The 14,504-nt window shown below is 64.3% G+C and carries 17 protein-coding genes and 1 pseudogene; 6 read left to right on the forward strand and 12 right to left on the reverse strand.

From position 1 onward, the window contains the following. The 6 genes from LQ144_RS21750 to LQ144_RS21775 form a co-directional block, all read right to left on the reverse strand. Window positions 1-215: hypothetical protein (locus tag LQ144_RS21750; protein WP_230121330.1), on the reverse strand; the 215-nt coding region annotated here is incomplete at its 3' end. A 73-nt stretch (window positions 216-288) separates the two neighbouring features. After that, window positions 289-1,209 carry an AEC family transporter gene (locus LQ144_RS21755; protein WP_230121331.1) on the reverse strand — a complete coding sequence of 307 codons (921 nt, stop codon included), beginning with the start codon at window positions 1,207-1,209 and terminating at the stop codon, window positions 289-291. A 119-nt stretch (window positions 1,210-1,328) separates the two neighbouring features. Beyond that, the gene (locus LQ144_RS21760) at window positions 1,329-2,657 is read right to left on the reverse strand and encodes an enolase C-terminal domain-like protein (RefSeq protein ID WP_230121332.1); all 1,329 of its coding nucleotides are present in this window, start codon (window positions 2,655-2,657) and stop codon (window positions 1,329-1,331) included. After that, on the reverse strand, window positions 2,654-4,261 hold the full coding sequence (locus tag LQ144_RS21765) for an aldehyde dehydrogenase (NADP(+)) (RefSeq protein ID WP_230121333.1): 1,608 nt from the start codon (window positions 4,259-4,261) through the stop codon (window positions 2,654-2,656). Before LQ144_RS21765 ends, LQ144_RS21760 begins: the two co-directional genes overlap by 4 nt. 26 nt (window positions 4,262-4,287) lie before the next feature. Next, a complete protein-coding gene (gene kdgD, locus LQ144_RS21770) occupies window positions 4,288-5,202 on the reverse strand; it encodes a 5-dehydro-4-deoxyglucarate dehydratase (protein WP_230121346.1) in 915 nt (304 codons plus the stop codon). A gap of 143 nt (window positions 5,203-5,345) precedes the next feature. Beyond that, entirely contained in the window at window positions 5,346-6,230 is an 885-nt protein-coding gene (locus tag LQ144_RS21775) for a LysR family transcriptional regulator (RefSeq protein WP_230121334.1), read from the reverse strand. 145 nt (window positions 6,231-6,375) lie between these two features. Here LQ144_RS21775 and LQ144_RS21780 point away from each other — a divergent pair, with 145 nt between their 5' ends. From LQ144_RS21780 to LQ144_RS21800, 5 genes are all read left to right on the forward strand, one after another. Continuing rightward, a complete protein-coding gene (locus LQ144_RS21780; protein WP_230121335.1) occupies window positions 6,376-7,377 on the forward strand; it encodes a tripartite tricarboxylate transporter substrate binding protein in 1,002 nt (333 codons plus the stop codon). A 5-nt stretch (window positions 7,378-7,382) separates the two neighbouring features. Beyond that, window positions 7,383-7,970 (forward strand): tripartite tricarboxylate transporter TctB family protein, encoded by a 588-nt coding sequence (locus LQ144_RS21785; RefSeq protein ID WP_230121336.1) that lies wholly within the window; start codon window positions 7,383-7,385, stop codon window positions 7,968-7,970. Between the two features lie 9 nt (window positions 7,971-7,979). Beyond that, window positions 7,980-9,512 carry a tripartite tricarboxylate transporter permease gene (locus LQ144_RS21790; protein WP_230121337.1) on the forward strand — a complete coding sequence of 511 codons (1,533 nt, stop codon included), beginning with the start codon at window positions 7,980-7,982 and terminating at the stop codon, window positions 9,510-9,512. Next, window positions 9,509-9,913 (forward strand): universal stress protein, encoded by a 405-nt coding sequence (locus LQ144_RS21795; RefSeq protein WP_230121338.1) that lies wholly within the window; start codon window positions 9,509-9,511, stop codon window positions 9,911-9,913. The genes LQ144_RS21790 and LQ144_RS21795 overlap by 4 nt, the downstream gene beginning before the upstream one ends. A gap of 81 nt (window positions 9,914-9,994) precedes the next feature. Then, window positions 9,995-10,297, forward strand: coding sequence for a hypothetical protein (locus LQ144_RS21800; RefSeq protein WP_230121339.1), 303 nt, complete (start codon window positions 9,995-9,997; stop codon window positions 10,295-10,297). Between the two features lie 69 nt (window positions 10,298-10,366). Here the strand turns inward: LQ144_RS21800 and LQ144_RS21805 are convergent, their stop codons facing one another. The 3 genes from LQ144_RS21805 to LQ144_RS21815 all read right to left on the reverse strand — a co-directional run bounded on the left by LQ144_RS21805 (window position 10,367) and on the right by LQ144_RS21815 (window position 12,611). Then, window positions 10,367-10,948 carry a CHAD domain-containing protein gene (locus tag LQ144_RS21805; protein WP_230121340.1) on the reverse strand — a complete coding sequence of 194 codons (582 nt, stop codon included), beginning with the start codon at window positions 10,946-10,948 and terminating at the stop codon, window positions 10,367-10,369. Between the two features lie 131 nt (window positions 10,949-11,079). Continuing rightward, window positions 11,080-11,361, reverse strand: coding sequence for a hypothetical protein (locus tag LQ144_RS21810; RefSeq protein WP_230121341.1), 282 nt, complete (start codon window positions 11,359-11,361; stop codon window positions 11,080-11,082). A 131-nt stretch (window positions 11,362-11,492) separates the two neighbouring features. Next, window positions 11,493-12,611: a hypothetical protein gene (locus tag LQ144_RS21815; protein WP_230121342.1), complete on the reverse strand. Its 1,119-nt coding sequence runs from the start codon at window positions 12,609-12,611 to the stop codon at window positions 11,493-11,495. Window positions 12,612-12,784: 173 nt separating this feature from the next. Here LQ144_RS21815 and LQ144_RS21820 point away from each other — a divergent pair, with 173 nt between their 5' ends. Then, window positions 12,785-12,937, forward strand: coding sequence for a hypothetical protein (locus LQ144_RS21820; RefSeq protein ID WP_230121343.1), 153 nt, complete (start codon window positions 12,785-12,787; stop codon window positions 12,935-12,937). Between the two features lie 606 nt (window positions 12,938-13,543). Here the strand turns inward: LQ144_RS21820 and LQ144_RS21825 are convergent. The 3 genes and pseudogenes from LQ144_RS21825 to LQ144_RS21835 all read right to left on the reverse strand — a co-directional run. Then, entirely contained in the window at window positions 13,544-13,762 is a 219-nt protein-coding gene (locus LQ144_RS21825) for a three-helix bundle dimerization domain-containing protein (RefSeq protein WP_230121344.1), read from the reverse strand. A 109-nt stretch (window positions 13,763-13,871) separates the two neighbouring features. Continuing rightward, on the reverse strand, window positions 13,872-14,138 hold the full coding sequence (locus tag LQ144_RS21830) for a GlsB/YeaQ/YmgE family stress response membrane protein (RefSeq protein ID WP_230121345.1): 267 nt from the start codon (window positions 14,136-14,138) through the stop codon (window positions 13,872-13,874). A 173-nt stretch (window positions 14,139-14,311) separates the two neighbouring features. After that, window positions 14,312-14,504, reverse strand: a pseudogene (locus tag LQ144_RS21835) (hypothetical protein); the annotation flags it as partial.

The following is a 14,504-nucleotide window of genomic DNA, read 5'->3' on the forward strand; positions in this document are numbered from 1 at the left end:
AACGTCACGCCGGTGACAGACCCGCTGGTGACAGCACCGCTGGTGACAGACCCGCCGGCGGCAGCACCGCCGTCGGACGCCCGGCTATCCACGAGGGGCGCCGAAGCGGGAACGCTGCGAAGCGCGCGGCCCCGCAGCAGGGCAGCCGCGCTAAGGCCCGGCGTTACCGCCTGGCCCGCGGTGTGATCCGCTGCGTGTTCCCCCATGGCTTCCATAGGAAAACTCTGTCAGAGGGGTCCGACATTCTTGGCGGTGACCGGGTTCACCTAAAGATCGTCAGCCAAGTACCTATCCGACTGCCCACGCGACCACCAGCAGGGCCCCGACACTCAGGACGGTGGTGCACAGGATGACGTCCCGTGCCACGGTCATGCCCCTGCCGTATGGGGAAGCGAACAGAAAGACATTCTGGGCTGTGGGGAGGGCGGCCATGATCACGCTGGCCAGGAGGTGCTGGCCCTCCAGTCCGAAAACAAATCGGCCCAGTGTCCAGACGATCAGTGGCATTCCTGCGATTTTCAGGAAGGTCGCTACGAGAGTTTCGGTGCGGCCGCCGTCCTTTTGCAGCGGCGCCCTGCCGGCAAGGGAGAGGCCAAAGGCGAGCAGCACCATCGGCACGGCACCCCCGGCCAGCATGTCGACCGGCTTCTGCAGCAGGTCCGGGGCGGTCCAGCCTGTGAGTGCCACGACGGCGCCCAGCCCGGAGGCGATGATCATCGGGTTGGCGAATGGCTGGACGAGCAGCCGCTTCCACGAAATTTTCGAACCGGAGGCGAGTCCCAGCACCGTCAGGTAGAACGGCGCCATGACAAGGATTTGGACAAGTAGCACCGGCGCTACGTGCTGGGCCGTTCCCACTGCGTAGAGCGAGACCGGAATACCAATGTTGTTGGCGTTGGCATAGCTGCTGGCCATGGCGCCGACGGCGGTTTCTGCCACGGGCCGGCGGAAGAAAAGCAAGCTCAGCACGCTATAGAGAAGCCCCACTATCGCTGCGGACAGCAGCGCCAGCGGGGCGTCGGTTCCGAGGGCGGCCCGGATGTCGCTGCCGGCCACCACGGTGAACAGAAGGGCCGGATTGGTGACGTAGAAAGCCGTGCGGGTGAGGGCACCCTGGACCTCGGGCCCCAGGATCCGCAGCCTGGCAGCGAAATAGCCCACGGCGATGACGGCGGAGACAATGAGGATTCCGGAAACAACGCCGCCCACTCTGCGCCCTTCTATTTAGATGTACCTATCTAGATGTATGGGTTCCGCACGGCCGTCTCCTGTTGCGGGAGGAGGTCCGGCCGTGCGGAAGCCTGTGTTGCTTGCCTAGCGAACGGACTCTACCGCACCAGGCACGGCCGCTTCGGGTCGAAGGACCACCCGTCGATGTAGTACTGCATGCCGACGCTGTCATCGCGGGCATCGAGGCCGTGCTCCAGGTACAGCTGGTGCGCCTTGTCCAGGGCATCGCGGTCCAGTTCGATCCCGAGGCCCGGGGCGTCCGGAACGGCGATGGCCCCGTCCTTGATCTGCGGAGGGTTCTTGGTGAGGCCCTGTCCGTCCTGCCAGATCCAGTGCGTGTCCAGTGCCGTGATCTCGCCCGGAGCAGCCGCGCCGGTGTGCGTGAACATGGCCAGAGAGATGTCGAAATGGTTATTGGAGTGGGATCCCCACGTGAGGCCGAACTCGTTGCACAGCTGCGCCACCCGGACAGACCCGTGCATGGTCCAGAAGTGCGGGTCCGCCAAAGGAATATCGACGGCGTTGCTCCGGATGGCATGGGACATTTCGCGCCAGTCCGTGGCGATCATGTTGGTGGCGGTCTTGAGCCCGGTGGCACGGCGGAATTCCGCCATGACTTCGCGCCCGGAGAACCGGCCTTCCGCACCGCATGGATCTTCCGCGTAGGCCACAACGCCCTGCATCCGCTTGCCGAGCCGGATGGCTTCCTCGAGCAGCCAGCCGCCGTTGGGATCGAGGGTCACCCGGGCTTCGGGGAAGCGCTTGGCCAGGGCGGTGACCACGTCAACCTCGTCGTCGCCGGACAGCACGCCGCCCTTGAGCTTGAAGTCGCTGAAGCCGTAGCGCTCCTGCGCGGCTTCGGCCAGCGCCACCACAGCTTCGGGGGTCATAGCCTCCTGCCGGCGCAGTCTTTCCCAGCGGTCAGCGGGCGCATCCTCTACCAGGTAGGGCAGATTCGTCCTGCGGCGGTCACCGATGAAAAAGAGGTAACCGAGCATCGGCACCGAGGCCCGCTGCTGCCCGTCGCCCAGGAGTTCCGCGGCTGGCACGCCCAAGAACTGGCCGTGAAGGTCCAGCAGCGCGGATTCGACGGCGGTGACCGCGTGGACGGTGGTGCGGAGGTCGAAGGTCTGCAAGCCGCGGCCGCCGGCGTCGCGGTCGGCGAATTCCGCCGCGATCTCGCGCAGCAGCGACCGGTAGCGGGCCACGGATTTGCCAGTGATGAAGGCTCCGGCCTCCTCGATGGTGGTGCGGATCTTCTCACCGCCGGGAACCTCGCCGAGACCGGTGCGGCCGTCAGAGTCGGTCACGATGACCACGTTGCGGGTGAAGAACGGCCCGTGGGCGCCGCTGAGGTTCATCAGCATGCTGTCGTGCCCCGCGACGGGTACGACTTCCACTCGGGCAACGGTTGGCTGGGCGGTCATGCGTTGACCTCGTCCTTCTCGTTAGCTGCCTCGGCAACGATCCCGTCGACCCGGCGGTTCAGCTGCCAAGGGTTGGCGTCCAGCAGCGGCGCGGGCAGCAGTTCCTGCGGCAGGCTCTGGTACGCGACCGGGCGCAGGAAACGGTTGATCGCCAGGGTTCCGACCGAAGTGGTGCGGGTATCGGACGTGGCCGGGAACGGCCCGCCGTGGACCATGGCGTGGCCGACTTCGACGCCGGTGGGCCAGCCGTTGACGATGATGCGCCCCACCTTCTGTTCCAGCGCCGGAATCAGGCGCGCCGCCGTCGGGTAGTCCTGTTCGGTGAGCTGCAGCGACGCGGTGAGCTGCCCTTCAAGCCGGTTGGTCGCTTCAATCAGTTCCTCGGCGGAGGAGTAGCGGATCACCAGGCTGGCCGCGCCGAAGATTTCAGCGTGTAGCACGGGGTTGGCCACGAAGTCGGCGATGTCGGTGCCAAAGATCGTGGGCGCCGGCGCGTTTTCGGTGGGGCCAACGGTGCCCTCACCGATGATGTCCACGTTCTCGGCGGCGCCGAGCGCCCCGGCCCCTGAGTTCCAAGACGCTGCAATCCCTTCGGTCAGCATGGTCTGGCCGGCGCACGCCGAAACGGCACGGCCGACGGCGGCAGCGAGTTTGTCGCCATCCTCCCCAACGGGGGCGAACAGCAGGCCGGGAGATGTGCACAGCTGTCCGGAGCTTCCGGTGACGGCTGCGACGTACTGCTGCGCCAGCGCGTCCACGTCACCCTTGAGGGCGCCGGAGAAGACGAAAACGGGGTTGAGCGAGGACATTTCCGCGTAGACGGGGATGGGTTCGGACCGCGCGGCGGCGGTGCGCATCAGGGCGATGCCGGCGGACTGTGAGCCGGTGAAGCCGACTGCCTTGATGGCGGGGTCCGCGACCAGGGCCTGGCCAATGCTGCTGCCGGGGCCGTAGATGAGGGAGAAGACCCCGGGGTGCAGCCCGGCGTCCGAGACGGCCTTCGCGATGGCCTGGCCAACGAGTTCGCTGGTGCCAGGGTGCGCATTGTGGGCTTTGAAGACCACCGGGCAGCCGGCGGCGAGGGCCGAAGCGGTGTCTCCTCCCGCCGTCGAGAATGCCAGCGGGAAGTTGCTGGCACCGAAAACCGCGACGGGTCCCAAGGGGATCTGGCGCTGGCGGATGTCAGCGCGCGGCAGCGGAGCGCGATCCGGAAGGGCCGGATCGATCCGGACGCCGCGGAAATCGCCTTGGCGGACCACGCTCGCGAACAGACGGAGTTGGCCCGTGGTGCGGGCCCGCTCGCCCTGCAACCGGGCTGCGGGTAGGCCGGTCTCCTGGCCCGCGCGGATGATCAGGTCGTCGCCGATGGCCTCGATGTTATCCGCGATGGCTTCCAGGAAACCGGCATGGGTCTCGGGGTCCAGCGTGCTGAAGGAGGCGTAGGCTTCGGCAGCCGCGGATGTGGCGGCCTGGAGCTGGTCTTCGGTGATCAGCGTGTAAGCGGGTTCGAGCTGTTCGTTCGTGGCGGGGTTCAGGCCGAAGGTGGTCTTGCCTTCGCCTGCGACGGCCTGCCCTGCGATCAGGGAGTGTCCGGTGAGCGTCATGGTATTTCCTCCTAGGAGACGGTGGATCAGGAGACGGTGGCGATGAGTTCTTTGAGGTCTGCGAAATCCTGCGGCGCCAGGTTCTGCAGCGGCGGACGGACACCGCCGGCTGAGCGGCCGATTGCGTCGAGGCCGCCCTTGACGATCGAGACGGAGTATCCCTTGACCCTGTCACGGATGTCCAGGTACGGGATCACGAACTCGTTGAGCTTCTTGTTGACGGCGACCCGGTCCTGGTTGCGCACGTCCTGGTAGAAGTCCAGGGCGAACTGCGGGACGAAGTTATACATGGCGCTGGAGTAGGTGCTCATGCCAAGCTGCAGCAGCGGGAGGGCGAAGGTCTCTGCGGTGGGGAGACCGCCGAGGTAGAACAGGCGGTCGCCGAGTTTCGCGTAGACGCGGGCGTCGTGCTCAAGGTCACCCACGCCGTCTTTGAAGCCGATGAGGTTCTCGTGCCGGTCCGCCAGGGCGGCGACAGTGGTGTCCTTGTAGATGGCATTGGCGCGGTTGTAGATGATCACGCCGAGGGACGTGGCGTTGCAGATCGCGCTCACGTGGTCGATCAGGCCGCCCTGATCAGCCTCCGTGAGGTACGGCGGCAGGAGCAGGATGCCCTCGGCTCCGGCGGCTTCGGCAGCCTTGGCGTTTTCGATGGCCTGGGCGGTGGACCCGCCCGCGGACGCCAGGACCGGGACAACGTTGCCCACTTCTTCGACGGCGGCACGCACCACGCGCTCGGACTCCGCCGGCGTGAGCGAGAACCCTTCGCCAGTGCCTCCCGCTGCGAACAGGCCGGCTACCGGAAAGCTGGCCTGCCACGCGAGGTGCTTGCGGTAGTTTTCCTCGTCGAACTGCAGCTGCGCGTCGAACGACGTTACCGGGAAGGAGAGCAGCCCGTCCTTGAGGGTATTGGCAAGTTCCTGGGGTGAGTATTTGGCCACGGTATGGTCCTCCATGTCGGCGCCGCGTCGCTGCGGCGTGTGAGTGCTTCCCTTCCACCCTAGGGAGGCATTCGATGCCTGTCTAAGTTCATTTTTGTATGCATTGATGCGCTTTCAGCATCACTGCCGTGGCTGGGGACGCTTCAGTGCTCCCGGAACTCCAGCGACTTCAGGACCCTGGCGAGGGCGGGATTCCTGATGGTCCGGTTCCAGATGGCATGCAGTTCAACGGGGTCGTTGACGCTGCTCTGTAGAGGAAGGAAGTGCACCGACTGGATACCCAGCAGCGTGGCTGAGTGCGGGACGAAAGCGACGCCCCGTTTCGCGGCAACAAGGGAAACCATCGTGAGGATCTGGCTGACGGTGTGGACCACGTTTGCGTGCTGAATCGGGATCATCCGAACCACAAGGTCGTAAAAGTACCGGGCCTGGGTGGGTGAGTGCATGATGAGGGGCTCATCCTTGAGATCCTCGTTGGTGATTTCGCGGTCGAGCCCGGCCAGCCGGTGGCCCGACGGAACGGCCAGCACCATGGCTTCGCGATACAAGAGGTGCGAGTCGAAGATTTTGTTGTCGAAGGGGGGCCTGGCAAGACCGAGGTCCAGTTCGCCGGTCTGGAGCCCCATGATCTGCTCGCCCGTGACGAGTTCCTGGAGGTCTATGTCGACGTCGGGCAGGATCTCGGCGATCTCCTCCAGCAGCGGGCCAAGGATGCTGAAGCCGCTGGCCGCGGTAAATCCAATGCGGAGGAGGCCCGAGCGGCCGGACGCAATCCGCCTGGCCGTAACGGGCGCCCGCTCTGCCAGCGCCATCAGACGGCGGGCCTCGTCCAGAAAAGCACGGCCGGCTGGAGTCAGCTCCACTTTGCGGTTGTCGCGTTCCAGCAGTTCGGCGCCTACGGTCTTCTCGAGTTTCTGGATCTGCCGGCTCAGGGGCGGCTGTGTCATGTTGAGCCGTTCCGCTGCGCGTCCGAAATGAAGTTCTTCCGCGACGGCGACGAAACCGGCCAGCTGGTCGAAAGTGAACATGATGCCTTCCTGGTATCACCCGATGCACATTTGGGCTTAGACATGCATCATAGCGGCTCCCTACACTCGAAAAAGCGAACCGGCAGTGACCCGGTTCACAACCACTTCAAGGGCTCAGGCCCTGCAGTGCCAACGAGGAGTTTCAATGACGCACTTCCCATCACGCCGCACCATCATCGGAACGGCATCCGCCGTCGCGCTTTTGGCCCTGACCGCCTGTGGCAACGTTGCCGGCGGCAGCGCCGACTCATCCAAGTACCCCAGCGGTCCCGTAAACCTGACCGTGGGTCAGGCGCCCGGAGGCAGCACCGACCTCATCGCGCGCGCCATCTCCGAAGGCGCATCCAAGACGCTCGGCACTCCAATGCCCGTGGTGAACAAGCCCGGTGCCAACGGCGCCCTGGCCACCAAGGAGGTGGCGGGAAAGCCTGCCGACGGGCAGAATCTGCTCCTTATCAACGCTTCGCTGATCACCATTACGCCGCTGGCGGTATCTGCCGACGAGGCAGTGAACATCGATGACCTTGATATCATCGCGGGCCTTTCCCAGGACGACTACGTTCTGGTGGCCAGCGAGAAGTCCGGGTTCAAGTCGATCAAGGACGTGACCGCGGCGGGGCGAAACATCACTTTCGGCACCACGGGCGTCGGCACCGGCAGCCAGTTGGCGCAGACAGTGCTCTTCAAGCAGGCGAACGTGAAGGGCACCGACGTCCCCTTCGACAGCGGCAAGCCGGCATTGACTGCGGTACTGGGCAACCAGGTGGAACTGGCAACCATCCAGCTCGGCGAAGCGATGCCGCAGATCAAGGCCGGCAAGGTGGCCCCTCTGCTGGTCTTCTCCGAGGACCGCAATACCTTCCTGCCGGACACGCCCACTGCCAAGGAATCCGGCTATGACGTCCCGGTAGCGCAGTACCGGGCCGTCGCTGCTCCCAAGGGAACCCCCAAGGAAGTGAAGGATAAGCTGCTCGCGGCCTTCCAGGAGACCTTCAAGTCGGACGCCTACAAGCAATTCAACGAAAAGAACATGCTGACGCCTAAGGAAATCTCCGGCGAGGAAGTTGTCACGCAGTGGAAGGAATACGCCGCGAAGTACAAGGGACTGATCGAGAAGTACAGCATCAGCCTCAGCGGAACGAAGTGATCCCTGTGAACGTAACACCACCAGTGCCCGCCGGAGGGGGCAGCCATGCGGTTGCGCCTTCCGGCGGGGACGCCTCCGGCCCGCTTCCCGACGGCGACCTCGACGAACTTACGCCCGAACAGCTCGCCGCGCAGTGGGAAGAGGAAAAGCCGCCGGCTGCCGGGGCGCTGGCCAACATGGCCTCCTCCCTTGTGGTTCTTGGCCTCGGCATCGGATCCCTCGTCCTGTCCGTCGCGATGGGCCTGGGTACCCCGGCAGCGCCGCAGCCTGGCCTGTGGCCGTTCATCATCAGTTGCGTGATGGTGGCCCTGGGACTGTTCCAGCTGATCATCGGCCGGCACAACCGCGACGCCGAAAAGTTCACCCGCATGTCGATGGCCCCGCTGACGGGCCTGGTAACCCTGGCCCTCATGGTGGCACTGATGCCGGCCATCGGATTCGAACTGCCGGCGCTGGCGCTGTGCATTGTCTGGATGCGGTTCCTGGGCGGCGAAACGTGGCGGTCCACCCTCCTTGTCAGCGCCATCGTGGTTGCGTCGTTCTACGGCATCTTTGTCCTGGCGCTCAACGCCTCCATTCCCCACCTCTTCTAGGAGACCCCCGTGGATTTTCTAAATCCCGTGATCAACGGATTTGCGGTTGTCCTGGAGCCGATGAATCTCCTGTACTGCCTGATCGGCGTGGTCATCGGCATGCTGATCGGTGTGCTGCCGGGCCTGGGTCCCGCCGCCACCATCGCCATCCTCCTTCCGCTGACCTACAACGTGGAGCCCGTGACCGCCATCATCATGCTGGCCGGCATCTTCTACGGCGCCCAGTACGGCGGCACCATCACCTCGGTGCTCCTGAAGCTCCCGGGCGAGGCTTCCTCGGTAGTCACAGTCTTTGACGGCTACCAGATGGCCAAACAGGGCAAGGCAGGCACCGCACTGGGCCTGGCCGCCATCGGCTCGTTCATCGGCGGCACCGCCTCCATCATCGGCCTGACCTTCCTCGCGCCCCTCGTCGCCAGCTTCGCCCTGGACTTCGGCCCGGCCGAATACTCTGCCCTGGCCCTGCTCGGCATCCTGCTCGTCGCCACAATCAGCAGCGGATCCAAAACCAAGGCACTCATCGCTGCGGCCATCGGATTGCTGCTGGCCACCGTCGGCCGTGACGTCTTCACCGGCGAAAGCCGCTTTACCTTCGGCAGCCTGGAACTGGCCGACGGCATCGACTTCGTGCCGATTGCCATGGGCATCTTTGGCCTCGGCGAAATCCTCTACAACCTTGAGGAGCGCCATCGGGCCGCCAAGGCACCCTCCACGGTCTCCAACGTCTGGCCGTCACGCGGCGACCTGAAGCAGGCCTCAGGAGCGATCGGACGCGGCTCTGTGCTGGGCTTCTTCCTGGGCATCCTCCCCGGCGGCGGAGCAACGATAGCGTCCATGGCCTCCTACGCCATGGAAAAGAAGAGGGCCAAGCAGCCGGAGCGCTTCGGAAAAGGCGCGCCCGAAGGCGTTGCCGGACCCGAGACCGCAAACAACGCGGCCGCCACCTCCTCCTTTATTCCGCTGCTCACGCTCGGAATTCCCGCCAACGCCACCATGGCGCTGATGTTCGGCGCACTCCTTATCCAGGGAGTCACCCCCGGTCCCCAGCTCGTGGATGAAAACCCGGACCTCTTCTGGGGCGTGGTGAACTCAATGTATATCGGCAACATCCTGTTGCTGATCATGAGCCTTCCCCTCGTAGGCATCTTCGTGAAGATCCTCCGCGTCCGGGCCGCCATCCTTGCCCCTGTCACTGCGCTGATCACCCTGCTGGGTGCCTACACGATCAACAACAGCATGTTCGACGTCACCCTCGTGGTGGTCTTCGGCATCGTCGGCTACGTCATGAAGAAGTTCGGCTTTGAGCCGGGCCCTCTGGTGCTGGCCTTCGTCCTCGGATCGCTGCTGGAAAGCTCCCTGCGCCGTTCGCTGCTGGTGTTCAACGGCGATCCCCTGGGCTTCTTCAGCCGACCGATCTCGGCAACGCTGCTCATCGTGTTTGTCCTGGTAGCCGTGCTTCCGGGAATTCGGAGCATGCTGGCCAAACGGAAGGGTTCTTCTCTCGAAGAGACCGCCCCAGTACAACTCAAGGAGAAGGTATGAGCATCATCGTCGGATTCGTTCCCACGCCCGCCGGTGAGGCGGCACTGACCGCAGGTATCGCGGAAGCGCAGCTCCGGAAGCAGGATCTGGTCATTGTGAACTCCGCACGCGAGGGGGCCTTGGTCGATAAGTCCGTGGCGCCGTCGGACGTCCTGGAACGCGCAGCCCGCCGCGCAACGGATGCCGGCGTCAGCGCCTCCGTCATCCAGCCGCCGTATCAGCACGACCTCGCGGACGAGTTCCTCGATGTGGCGCGGGAGGCCAATGCGTCGCTGATTGTCATCGGGCTGCGGCACAGGACCCAGGTTGGCAAGTTCATCCTGGGCAGCCACGCCCAGCGGATCCTCATGCAGGCGGACCGTCCGGTCCTCGCCGTTAAGGCGGACGGGGCGCAGTTCTAGCTTCACCACGAGGCGGGCCGTCACCCAAGCGGGGTTTCGGCCCGCCTCAGCTGTACCCGTGTCTCTTATCTGAGGAAACCCATGTCCACTCTGTTGTACTCGCACAAATCCAGCCGCGCCGCGGCCCCGATCCACACCGCGCCCCTTGCGCTGGAGCCCGTCCCAAACTGGAACAGGCTTTCCCGGGGAGACGAGGTGGCCATCCACCGCGGTGCCGAAAGAGTAGCCTCGGGCCGCATCGACATGACCGCCCTGGACGGCAGCGTCTTCTGGATCATCCAGAACGACGGAATGGGCCGGACAATGTTTTGTCACGATGACGGATTAACGGTGTTCCGGAAGGCCGACGGCGGGGTGCGGCGGCCTGGCTTCTACCGGGCCTGAGGTGCCCGGCCGCGTTCTGAGTTTGGCCTGCTGTAGCTTTTACAAGTCTGTACCTTGGCGAAGGATGGATCAGTCGTTCACGCGGTGGTGCGCGGCTGGATTCACTTTTGCAGGCGGATCGGCGCAGAACGACTGAAGTTCCGAAATCAAGTGGAAGTAGCGGTCGGATTCGAGGGCAGCGAGTGCACTCTTGTAGGCGTTCTCGTATGCGTTTCCCGGTTCGTTTTCGACCGATGCAAAACCTAAGCCGAGCATGTTCAGCATGGGCAGTTGTTGGGCAGGCACGCGGGCCTGCTCGTCGCCGACAGTGGCGTGCCGCAGCGGACCCACGGACTTGGCTAGCCACTTTAGCTCGGCCCGGAGACGCTTGACGGCAGACTTGCGGAAGCATTTGCGGTGGATTTCCAGGATGGACCGGGAGCAACGGGCAGCCGCCCTCATTTTGCGGGCAGCTTCCTGCGTTCCTGAACGCACACCCGGGTCATGGGCCAGCAGCGCGGCGAGCTGCTCCATGAGGAAGGATGTTGTTGACTCAATTTCCGGCGTCGTCGCGCTATTGGGGATCCCATGTTGGCGCGGGCCCTTTTCGGAGGATGCCGTCCGGTCTTCCTGCGGCCGATCTGCTGCATCTGGCTTTTGAATGTCCGACATGTTGAACATCCCTTCGAGCGAGGTTTACGCTCATCGTCCGCGCCTGCCGAGCGGGAACAGGTAGCCGCCAATACGGGGCGTAATAGCGGAAAGTTGCATCGACACCCATGCCGTCAGGCCGCCTCATGACCTCAGGCCGCGGGCGCCTCCGTGTCCGTGCTCTCTGCAAGAGTCGTTGACGGTGCGTGGCTGATGGTCAGTTCGGCGGTGTCCACTAGCCGGCGCCCGCCCGTCAGGAAGTCCATGATCCACAGGAGCCCGAGGTGCGGTGCGACGTCCGTTACGGTTCCCCGATGACGCACGTGTCCGTCTCGTCCCGCTTCGATTGTGTCGCCGGGATTCACGTCGTCAATTGCCACGCGGGGAGTCAACTGTTCGCATACGCAGGCAACGCGTTCGCCGTTGGTTGTCATGACTGCATCCTCTCCAAGGCTCTCCCTACCCGCCCAGTCTGCGCTGCGAAGGTTTCTGCACAGTGTCCGCAGGATGACATTTATGGGGTGGGGAAGCGTCGCGGATCCCGCCAAAACGGGTCCCGAAAGTGTCAGGACCGGTGGCGGCGCCAAAAAGTAGCCAGGGTACCGGCCAGGACCAACCCGGCAGCGCCGAACGCAGCAGCCAGCCATGGAGGACCCTGGCCCTCGGGAGCGCCGGCGGCCTGAGCGGAGGCTGGTGATGAAGGAACGGCGGTTGGTGACGCCGCGTCAGACCCGGTGGCGGCCGGCGCCAGGACCGTCAGGGCGGCACTGGCCCGGTTCGCGACGATGACGGTCCCGTCCGGCGTCACCGCTAGGCGTCCTGGATCCTTGCCCGTCGCGACAGTACGCGTTGCTTCTGCAGCTCCAGGTGGAATGATCGACAGGGTCTGGTCCGCACTGTTCGTGACGTATGCGGTGCCGTCAGGAGCGACGGCGACCTCCTGTGGCCCGTGGCCTACCCAGACACTGCGGGCCACTGTTGTGGCGCCTGGTTCGATCACCGCGACTTCGTCGCGCTTGATGATCACGACGTAGAGAGTGCCGTCCGGCCCGGTGGCTATTCCATGCGGGTTAGCGGTAGCGCCGACGCCGATAGTGCGGGCGGCGCGTACCGCGCCGGGCGGGATGACAGAAACGGTGCCCGCGTACTGGTTCGTGACGAACGCCGTCCCGTCCTCCGCCACGGCCACCTGGCTGGCGCCGGAGCCAACAGGGATGTTCCGGTCCACTGAAGTGCCCCGCGGGAGGATTACGGACAAGGTGCGCTCCGACGGGTTTACGACATAGAGCGAACCGTCCGGCCCGACAGTCAACCGATGCTCTCCGGGCGAAACGGGGATGGTCTTCGTTACGGCATCCGCGTCCTTGGCTATGACGCCGATCTCCATTCCGCCCGGGCCGCCCTGCAAGACATAGAGGGTTCCGTCCGGAGCTGCCGCAAGCGAGGACGGATAACGGCCAGTGCTAATAGTCCGCGATGGTTCCCGTGCACCTTGCCGAAGTACCTGGATGCCGCCAGAAAGTCCGTAGTTCGATACATAAACCGTGCCAGCGGAGTCCGTGGCAACACCTAGGGGAACGCCACCGACATCAATGACCGAGCCTTCATCGGCCCCGACCGGCGCAGCACCGAGCAGTAGGAGAGCGCCGACCGCAGCGGCCGCCGACACCTTGACAAATTTCACGACTCTTTCCCCCAATACACGCTTGACCGGCAAGATATCCGGTGCGCCCCTTGAGCCTACAGGCCACAACAATGTTCAGATCCACGGGGGTCCAGCGGGGAGCAGAGCGGCGCTTCTGGTGCCAATCAGTGCAAGCTCCTGGGCCGCATTTGCCGGGGGCGTAGGATGCCGGTATGGGACTAATAATTGCACTTCTGGTCATCTGGCTTGTTCTTTCAATCGTTGGCTTTGCTGTGAAGGGCCTGATTTGGCTGGCCATCATCGCCCTCATCTTGTTTGTCGCTACGGGCGTGTGGGGCTGGGTGAAGCGGAAGGCTAACGCCTGATCCGCGACTTGGTCTGCCTCAGGGGCTGCACCGGGATGGCGCGGGCACCGCTTTCGTTTGCCACCCAAACTCACAAAACACGTAGAAGCGGACTGACTAGCCGCTCTTGCCGCAGGTCAAGTAGCCGGACCTTGAACGCTCCGGCTGCGAAGTAGCGCCAGCCGCCAGAAGCCTCACCCGCGAGCTACAGCGAGATGGTGCCGCCGGGCCCAACATTGATTGATGGGGACAGGGTCCGGCGGCTTGGTCGGTCAGTTCATGGGGTGCGCCTCCCGACCAGATACTGAGAGTCTGCTGCGAGGACCCTAGAGATAGCCAGTAAACCTTGGGGAGATCGACGGGCCGGACTCCTGCAGTGTCATCTCTGGCCTGGTCAGTGGCGCTGGTGCAAGCGAACCGCCCCTGCAACGTTCGGTGATGAGCCGCGCCGGCACGCAGACGGGCCCGATTGCTGCGGTGTCCTTCTTTAGCGGTGCCGGGATGGGGGCGGAGGGGGGACGGAACTTGCTGTGCCCCACTGGGTCGCTGTGACAAAGCGCTTTGCCCGGCGCGGCCATGCAGGAGGTTTCGTGCCGAAGGGTCTCAGGTCCTGGTCTCGCTGAGATCTCAGATTTCCGTGGCCTGAGCGGAGAACTCGCGGTCGAGTTTGTTTCTGGCACCGCGCTCGACCAGGGTCGGGATGTAGGTCCGGATCCTGCCGGCATCCAGTGTTTCGTATTCTTCCGTGACGAGCTGGGTGACCAGGGGCCGGGGCGCGTCCGGATAGCGTGCGGCAAGCCGGTCAGTGACTTTTGCGATCGTGTCGTGCTTTTCCGTGTCGTCCATGCACCCAGTCTGAGGCCGGTGGACCATGGAATCCATCAGCTTCCTTACAGTCCGCGGAAGGGGCTGGACGTTTTTCCGGTCCGAACCGGCCACGTTGGCCGGTCGTGCTTCAGACGCGGCTTCTCCGGCCGGCAACGGCTCCGTAGATGAGCAGCACGATGACGGCTCCGAGTATTGACAGCAGCCAGGTCCTGAGGTCGAAGAAGTCGGCCAGACCGCCGCCGAAGATCAGGGAACCGATCCATCCGCCGAGTATTGCCCCGACAACTCCCAGAATGAGGGTGAGTATCCATCCGCCGCCCTGTCTGCCGGGCAGGATGGCTTTGGCTATTGCTCCTGCGATGAGGCCCAGCAGAAGAAATCCTAGAATTCCCATGACGTCGTGTCCTTTCGATGTGAACAATGCCGTGCAATTCCCGATACCCAAGGTTAGTCAGCATACTTACTAATACACAAGGCTTTGGGCCCCACTCGCTCCTGTATGTTGTCTCGCAGAGACCGGAAGAACGGTTTGCGCAGGCGGCGGCGCTGGGGTCCCAGTGGCTGGGGCTAGTGCGGTATTTCCATTTGGAAGCCGCACCGGCACCGCAGTACCCGGGTCCGGAGGTAGGCCCCGAGGAAGTCTGCTGGCCGCGGCTGGGTGGAGAGTGGTGTGTGGGAATTTCTCAGGTCCGGATCGGTGGGGGACATGGGTTCCCCGCAGTGGATGTACTGGGCGCCCAGGTGCACGACGTCATCGGTG

Origin of the sequence: Arthrobacter sp. Bi83 (assembly GCF_918698095.1) — a bacterium.
Taxonomy (GTDB): Bacteria; Actinomycetota; Actinomycetes; order Actinomycetales; family Micrococcaceae; genus Arthrobacter.

What these genes read in the sequence shown, in the direction of transcription:
- LQ144_RS21760 (WP_230121332.1), bottom strand. Translation starts at nt 2,657, where the DNA reads ATGACCGCCCAGCCAACCGTTGCCCGAGTGGAAGTCGTACCCGTCGCG.
- LQ144_RS21765 (WP_230121333.1), bottom strand. Translation starts at nt 4,261, where the DNA reads ATGACGCTCACCGGACACTCCCTGATCGCAGGGCAGGCCGTCGCAGGC.
- LQ144_RS21775 (WP_230121334.1), bottom strand. Translation starts at nt 6,230, where the DNA reads ATGTTCACTTTCGACCAGCTGGCCGGTTTCGTCGCCGTCGCGGAAGAA.
- LQ144_RS21780 (WP_230121335.1), top strand. Translation starts at nt 6,376, where the DNA reads ATGACGCACTTCCCATCACGCCGCACCATCATCGGAACGGCATCCGCC.
- LQ144_RS21795 (WP_230121338.1), top strand. Translation starts at nt 9,509, where the DNA reads ATGAGCATCATCGTCGGATTCGTTCCCACGCCCGCCGGTGAGGCGGCA.
- LQ144_RS21800 (WP_230121339.1), top strand. Translation starts at nt 9,995, where the DNA reads ATGTCCACTCTGTTGTACTCGCACAAATCCAGCCGCGCCGCGGCCCCG.
- LQ144_RS21805 (WP_230121340.1), bottom strand. Translation starts at nt 10,948, where the DNA reads ATGTCGGACATTCAAAAGCCAGATGCAGCAGATCGGCCGCAGGAAGAC.
- LQ144_RS21810 (WP_230121341.1), bottom strand. Translation starts at nt 11,361, where the DNA reads ATGACAACCAACGGCGAACGCGTTGCCTGCGTATGCGAACAGTTGACT.
- LQ144_RS21820 (WP_230121343.1), top strand. Translation starts at nt 12,785, where the DNA reads ATGGGACTAATAATTGCACTTCTGGTCATCTGGCTTGTTCTTTCAATC.
- LQ144_RS21825 (WP_230121344.1), bottom strand. Translation starts at nt 13,762, where the DNA reads ATGGACGACACGGAAAAGCACGACACGATCGCAAAAGTCACTGACCGG.
- LQ144_RS21830 (WP_230121345.1), bottom strand. Translation starts at nt 14,138, where the DNA reads ATGGGAATTCTAGGATTTCTTCTGCTGGGCCTCATCGCAGGAGCAATA.